Raw genomic sequence first — 7891 nt, 5'->3', positions numbered from 1 at the left:
GGGCTGCTGCGCAGCCCAGCGGGAGCAAGCTCCCTCGCCACAGGTACTGGGTGTCCAGCAACCCTGTGGGAGCGAGCCTGCTCGCGATGCCGGCGCCTCGGTGCCAGCCGATCGCTACAAACTCAACCGCCCCCGCTCCTCCTCGGTCAAGCGCTGCCGGGTCTGTTCATCCAGGGGGCCGGCTCCCAGCACTTGCACCGGGCTGGCCGGGTCGTAGGCCCGTGGCGTGTCGCGGCTGGCACCGTCGCGGGACGGGGCCAGTTGCTCGGAGCCGAAGCTCACCACCTGCACGGTGAACACCGACGCCTGGTTTTGTCGCGCCGCGTTCTGCTGCTGGCGCGCCACGTCTTCCGCCGCTTGTGTCGCCGAGGACGCCGCCGAACTGGCCGAGGTGATGGCCCCGGTGTTCACCGTGGCCGCCAGTGGTACACCGGAGGATTTGCCCTGGGTCTGGATGTTGGCCGCGTTCACCACGGTCAATGCCGCGATGTTGACGTTGCCCGACACCCGGATCCCCGCCTCGCCCGCATCGATGGTGCCCAAGGGCGCGATCAGGTCAATGTCGCCCGGCGCCACTTCGGCAATCGGGTTGAGCGTGGCGATACCGGCGCCGGTGCTCGGCACCGACGGCGACAGGGTCACGTTGCCCCAGCTGTCATACAAGCGCTTGGGCGGCGTGTAGACCACGGTGGTCTTCGAACCGCGACCGGCGTTGATATCGCCCTGGGCCGACCAGCCGAGAATCGAACCGCCAAAGGTGGTCATGATCCGGCTCTGCCCTAGTAGAATGCTGTTCTGCGCATACAACTGGATATCGCCCTCACCCTGGGTAATGACCCCGGCGGTGGACGGTGGTGCGTTGCCTTCGATGCCGAACGTCTGCCCGCCGCCCGGCGTGAGCATCTGGATGCCACCGCCGAAATCGGTGTGCACACCCGCCCCGCCGAACATCGTGATATCGCCCTTGTAGGTGATCGCGTTACCCGCCACATCCTTGCTTGGGAACAACAAGTCGATAGCCTCCCGCCCGCGCAGGTAGCTGCCCTGGCGCACGCCGCCCACTTCGTTGTACTCACGGCCACCGGCCTTGAGCTCGGCGAAGTACACGTCGCGGGCAAACACCCGCTGCTGCTCGGCCGGCAGCGCCGCGAAGTAGTTGCGGGCCTGCTCGGTGTCGCCGCTGAAGCCGAAGCGTTGCTCCAGCCAATCCACCAGTTCCGCCTCGTAGGTCTTGGCGACTTTACCGTCCTGGTTCGCCAGGGGCACACCGGCCAAAGCCTGGTTGGCCGGGTCCAGGTACGCCTTGACGAAGCGCTGGTAATCCGCGCCGTTGAGTCCCGCGCCGGCTTGCAGCACCAGGCTTGCGCCAGGGCGCGAATCCCCCGGCACCACAGCGCCGATACTGTTGATGCTGACCTTGTCGTCCATCCGCAGATTGCGCCCGGCGGTGATCTCCAGCAGGCCGGGACCGGCGACGTTGAAGTTGCTGTAAAGGATGTCGCGCCCGGCCGAGACGATGGAGATGTCGGTGGAGTTGTTGTGGATGAAGAGGTTGCCGGTGCTGGTGTAGTTCCCTAAGTAGAAGTCGCTGGTCAGCGAGCCGCCCAGCGGTATACCGCTGCTTACAATGTCTCGTCCGGCCTTCATCCAAACGGCCCCCATACCTTCGAAGGAAATCTGTCCGAATCGGCCATCGTTCTCAGAGGTGTACCTCATCGCTCGTCCACTCGCGACTGCCAGCAAATCGCCTGTGAGCGCATAAAAGCGAGCAGGATCCGTGTTGCCGGCCCACTCGTTGGAGGCGCTGCTGGTATCGAAGGTAATCAACGGTAAAGTATCCGCGCTGGGAGGCACACGATTGGCATCAGCGGAGAGATTGCTGACCACCACACTGCCATTTACGAGCCCGGCAAAGGCTGGGCGCAACGGTGTCGCCAGGGCCGCAGACGATGCACCGGAACGACTGACCGACATATCGCCACCGTAGATGGAATCGCCGGCCATGAATTGCAACTCACTGTTGATGCCAGGAGCGAGCAGCAGGGCTGGACGATCGTTGCCGTTGTAGCCGGTTCCATCCCATACCGAGGATTGGCCATAATAAAGACTGCCATTGGCCGCCACAGCCCTCAGGATCGACGGGTAGACCACGGCTAAATCCGTGGCCGTCGCGCTAACGAAAGGCGTCAGGTTACCTCCCGACGACCACAAGTCGATCGCCGTGTTGGCGGTCCACAACGTAAACCAGCTGACACCCGATCCGTTGGTCGCACCACTTTTGAAGGGCGAAACGCTCATCATCGGCGCCCGGCCCGGGTCTGCTACGTCCATCACTACCAAGTCGCCCGAAGTGCTCAGATTGAACGTGGCATCGCCCGGCATCAGGGTCAGCCCGCCTGTTGGCAAGCTTCGCGTAGCTCTGAAAGAGTCATAAGCGCGTGTTTCTCCGGGAGACTGTACCGAAGCAACGTTGCCATAGCGCAGGTCGATTCGACCGATGGCACCGCTATCGATCTGCGCATACCCCCGCAGGTTGATGACCGCGCCATTGAGATGCCCGTTCACGAACAGGCTCTCGGGATTCAAAGCACCACCCACACGCAGATCAAGATCACCACCACCGGTCAATTGCAGACTGCCATCAGCGCCCACACGCCCGGTGCTGCCCACGGCAAGAACCAGTCCTTGGCTGCGGCTGTTGCTGATCGGCACAAGACCACTCCCTGCCATTTGATCGAGCACCCCCGCATCGCCGGCCACCTGAACATTCAGGTTACCGCCGCCTAGAGTACCGAACCCCGTAAACCCGACCATCAAATCAGCCTTGCCGTCCTTCGCGGCGGTGTAACTGCCAAAATTGATCCACCAAGCGGTGGGTTGTGCCTGCGTGCCGGTTGCGACTGAGCCATTGCCCTGACGCCACAGCCAATTGCCGACGTTGACCGTATCGTAACCAACGTCTCCCCCATTGGGCCGCCCCCTATCCGTACTCGATACGTCCAGGCTATTACCGGTCAGATTGCCGCCAACCTTCAAGCTCAGGTTGCCGCCAAAGTCCGGGTACCAGGCACGATAAAGACTGTTGCTACCACCATCCACGAACTGCTCGTTTTCACCTAGTGCATCATTGAGCACCTTGCCCGCCGCCCCCAGCGCCTTGGGCTGATTGTACGGGTCGTTGGCATAAGTCTCGCTGGCTGAACTGCCGGCGGTGTAGACGCCGTACAGAGAATCCATTTTCAGATCGCCCGCCGACAGCAGCTCAAGGTCTGCCGCTCCGGTGCGGATCACACTCCAACGTTGGCTGCCTGCCTTGTATTCCGTTTGCCCAACAGCGGTGCAAAACGACGGGGTGTCGTCACACATTCCAGGATAGGCAAGGTTTTCGAAATCAATCGGTTGACCCACGAGGTCTGGAACCCCGAAGTTTTCCGCCCCTTCCTCCGTCCAGACAAAGCCGCTACTGGCCTTGCAAAACGACGGGGTATCCTCACACATCCCTGGATAGGCAACGTTCTCAAAATCAATGAATTTACCTGCCAGGCTCGGATCTCCGAAATTTTCCGCCCCCTCTTCGGTCCACACCAGCCCCCCCGCCCCGGCCTTGCCAAACATGCCGTAGTGACTATCAGCCAAATGAAGATCTCCACCCGCCAACACAGGCTGCACAACCCGGCTGTCCGCCGCCTGCGTATCGGCGCCGGCCACCAGGCGCAACGACCAGGACTGCGAACCCTCGGCCAGCATCGGCGCAATGGCCCAGTTGCTCCCCGCCACTTCCGGACGCAACTGCACCGACTCGACACCGGCCGGCAACTTGATGTCGGTACCTGAAGGAATTTTCGAACCCACACTCAGCGCCAGGGCCCCGCTGAGACGCAGCACATTGGTCAAGCCGTTGCTCGCGCCCGCAATGCCTGGCAAGGCAACGCCTTTTGGCCAGATCAGGCTGCGTATTGTTGCGCCGCTGCCCAGCAGGCTGCCTACCCCCAGCACCGTGCCCGCCTCCAGGGTCTGGGTCGAAGCCAACAAAGTGCCAGCGGCGAACAACAGATTACCCGAGGCGTCATGCACCGCCGCAGCCAGCACCGTGCCCGCCGGCAGCACCAGTGGCTGATCAAGCGTCGCCGCCACCGGCAGGCGTGTTCCCGCCGCCAGGGTCGCGCCCTTAAGGGGTACGTCGAAGTTGAGCACCGAGCCCGCTGGAAACGCCGTGCCATCCGCCAGGGTCACACCGGTACCGGGCACGACAATATCACCCGCCGCGAAATCAATGCCCGGCAACAGCACCCAGCCCTTGTCGTCGTTGGTCGCGGGCGGTTGGGCGAATCCGTCGGTGATGCTGCCATAGATGTTCAGGTCACCCCCGGCGCGCAGCGTCAGCGCACCCGACTCACCAGAGCCGTACACGGCGGTTTTACGAGTATGCGGATTCACACTGGCGTAGCGATAACCGGACAGGTCCAGGTCACCCCGCACCACCAGATCACCGTCGGCCGTCGCGCTGACGATCTCCACACCGGGCCGCAGGTGGAACGCATCGGCATATCGAGCATTGTTCAGACCGGCGAGTTTACGTTGCATCAAATCGCCGTTGGCCAGCGCCGCGTTGATGAAGGCAATACTGTCCTGGTGCTTGCCATCCAGGTACGCCTGGTCGATGACCTGATAAGGGCGTCCGCTGGCTGCCGGATCGCTGCCAAACTCTGCATCGTTGTACTGCCACATACCGTTGACCGCGATGGACCGGGCGCCCTGGATATCCAGGCCACCGCGTGCATCGATGGCAATGTCGCCCTGGGTCGGGGTCGAGCCGGCGCGGCGTGCATTGAGTTCCAGCGTGCCACGGGCACGGTCGTCGTGCTGCCCGGCGAGCGCCGCAGTGCCATGGCGCAAATCGATGCGAGCTCCGTCGGCCAGGGTCAGCACGCCGCCTCGCGAGGTCAGGTCGACAATGGCGCGGTTCGGTGAGTCGATGATCTTGCCATAGCTGTCCACCCGCAGACGGCTGCCGTGGGCATCGAGCACCGCGTTGCTGCCCAGGGTCAGGGAGCGCCCGGCCGCAAGCCGGATGCTGCCGACCCGCTCGCCGCTGGCGTCGACCTTGCCGTTGACCAGCAGGCTGCCATTGTCCAGGGACACGTCAATGGACGAGGCCTTGAGTTCGTTGCCGATCACCAGGTCGCCCTGCTTGAGCTGGAAGCTGCGGGAGCCGAACAGCTGTCCTTCGTTCAACCGTTGGTTCAAGGCCGCGAACTGCTCGCTGAGGTTACCGTTGCCGCCCAGGCGCTGGGCCTGGATCTCCACGCCGCCAGTCAGATATGGCATGGCGGTGCCCCCGGCGTCATATTCGCCGGTGCTGCTGCCGAGAATCCGCCCCTGCAAATCGACCACCCCGGCCGCGCCGTCCAGGGCCACCGCACTGAGCCGACCGGCCTGGTTGTGGCGGGCCGAAAGGTCGATGCTCGAACCAGCAGCCTGGCGGATGTTGCCGCTCTGGCTTTGCAGGATCACCTCGCCTCCGGCGCTGTAGCGTGTCACATCGTTGAAGGTGACGGTGCGGCCCGCCACGTCGATCAGTGCCCCATCGGCCAGGGTCAGGTCATCCGTTGCGCTCAGGGTCAGCTTGCCGCTGGGCAGCATCACCGCGCTGGCAAGGTTCAGGCTCGCGCCTTTGATGGACAACTCGCCCCCAAGCCCGGAGACAGTGCCCGGCTTGGCGCTTGTGCCCGCTACGTTGACCGCGCCGCCTGCGGTGATGCGGTTGACCGAGCCGGCTTCACCGGTCAGCAACGGGGTGAGGATATTCAGGTTGCCGCCGCTGTAGGCGTAGCCCGTTTTCGCGTCATAGGCCCCCTGGCGTTGATACACCGCCAGGCTGCCTTTGTGGTTGGCGGTCAGGCGTTCGCTGGCGCTAAGGTTGACGTTGGCGAAGCCCAGTGCAAGACGGTCCAGGGTAGTGATCGAGCTCGGTTGGGCGAAATCGCCATAGCCGAATTCGATGCGCTGGGCCTGGATGTCGAGGCGACCGGCACCGGTGCCGGCCCCGCCGGCAATCACCGAACCCGGCGCGCCAACGGCGCCGTTCCAGATCAGGTTGGCGGTGCGAATGGTCGCCACGTCGTTGACGCTGCCTGCGCCATAAATGGCCGGCGTGCTGAGCATCAGGTTGGCCAACCGCGACTTGCCCGTCGCCGGGTCATAGGTGTCGAGACTGACAGTGCCGTAGAAATTCAACGCCTCACGCGCCGACAGTTCCAGGGTTTCCAGGGCCGGGGCGCCGTATTCGGTGTCCCCGCGCAACAGGCGATCGAGTACCGTCTGGCTCAGGGTCAGACCGGCCGGCAAGACCTGACGCGCCGCTGCGTCGCTCAATGCCGGGGCGGTGCCGACGTTGATATTGCTCAGGGCCAGGGTCAGGTGACGGGTGCCGTAGCGCACCTTGTCGTCCAATTCCAGGCTCCCTCCGGTGGCGGCGACGATGCCGCCCTCGGAATGAATTCGGGTGACGCCGCTGCATGGCGTCAGGCTGCAGCCGCCGATGTTGATGGAGCCGCTGCTGCCCGATGAGGGTGCCAACACGTTGAGCAAGCCGTTGGAGGCGGCCAGCAAGTTCTGACCACTCACATTGAGGTCATAGATAAAACCGTCATGGGCATCGTAGGCAGCCGCGCCACGACCAATGGTATTGATGGCGGCGCCTTGTTCCATCGACACCTCGCTGCTGGCCAGCAGGAAAACCTCCGGTGCCGCCAACGTAGCGCCTTCACGCAAGATCACTCTGGACGAGGTTCTACCTCCACTGCTCGAGGGCGTGATGTAGTTTCCGCTCTGACCATAGAGCGTCAAGAACTGCCCGCCAATAACCTGACGCGATGCATTCAAGGCATTCAGGCTTTCGGCATTGAGGGTCACGCCCTCGAAGCCGGCCGTGGCCCCGCGCCCATCGGCAACGACCTCCAACGCCCCATTACCTCCAACCACCGTGACGGTACCGCCGTAGCCACCTTTCTGAGGCGCGAACTTGCCGATGCCTTTAAAGGAGAACGCCTGATCTCCCGCTCCTGGCGCGAGTTTCAACTTCAAAGTCTTGGCGTCCACCGGCAACAGGGCTCGTGGCACGCCCAGGCGTGCGGCATCGGCTACAGCGAACTGGGCGTAGCTGGTTTCGTTGTACTGCGAATAGCGACGCAGCACATCGCCCGAAGTCAGGATGACCTGGCTGGACAGACTGTTGCGCTGCCCGGTATTGACCACCGACAGCACCCCGGCGGTGGCCCAGGAGCCGTTGCGCATCTGCAACGCACCCGCCGTGGAACCCTGACCCGCCAGACCGTTGACCTCGACCCGGAACGCCCCCGGCAGCAAGGCATAGGTGGACGGCATCAGCGTATAGGTACCGGCGGCCAGCCCCGGTACACCGGCGCCAATGGTGATTTGTTGTCCGATCCTGGGGTCCACTGCGCCGCCCTCGGGCGCCACTGGTGCGTATGCACTCTGGTTGCCCGGCACAATGGCGTAGACCGGGTTGCTGGCCAGGCCCGGTAAAGTAAAGCCGCCGTTGGCACCGATTTGCACCAGCGGGTTGAAGCGCGCGTCGGTGGAGCCGCCACGGCCGGAAATGAAACCGGCACCCAGCAGATCACCGCCACCCGAAAGATCGAGTACCGAGCCTTCCTGGGCCGCAACAGACTTTCCGCCCAGAATCACACCAATATTCAGATCCCCGTTGCCATAGGAGATGGCCCCTTGCCCCAGAAGCACCACCTTCTTGCCCGCGTACTCATAACTCTGACCATCGACGGTACCGCCGTAAGGCAGAACCAGACCGAGGCCACTGACTGAAGTGAGGCTGTTCGGCAGCAAGTCCACTTGGCTAGTGATGCTAGTG

The 7891-nt window shown here is 63.5% G+C and carries 1 protein-coding gene; it reads right to left on the bottom strand.

The annotated features are described in order from the left end of the window. Nucleotides 1-114: 114 nt before the first annotated feature. A partial coding sequence (locus GSM73_RS27180) for a filamentous haemagglutinin family protein (protein ID WP_256676820.1) occupies nt 115-7891 on the bottom strand: 7777 nt, incomplete at its 5' end.

The organism is Pseudomonas sp. PICF6 (genome assembly GCF_009831705.1).
In the GTDB taxonomy this organism is placed as follows: Bacteria; Pseudomonadota; Gammaproteobacteria; order Pseudomonadales; family Pseudomonadaceae; genus Aquipseudomonas; species Aquipseudomonas rhizophila.
The sequence above is the reverse complement of the archived record's forward strand: the minus strand, read 5'-3'. Positions and strand labels throughout refer to the sequence as shown.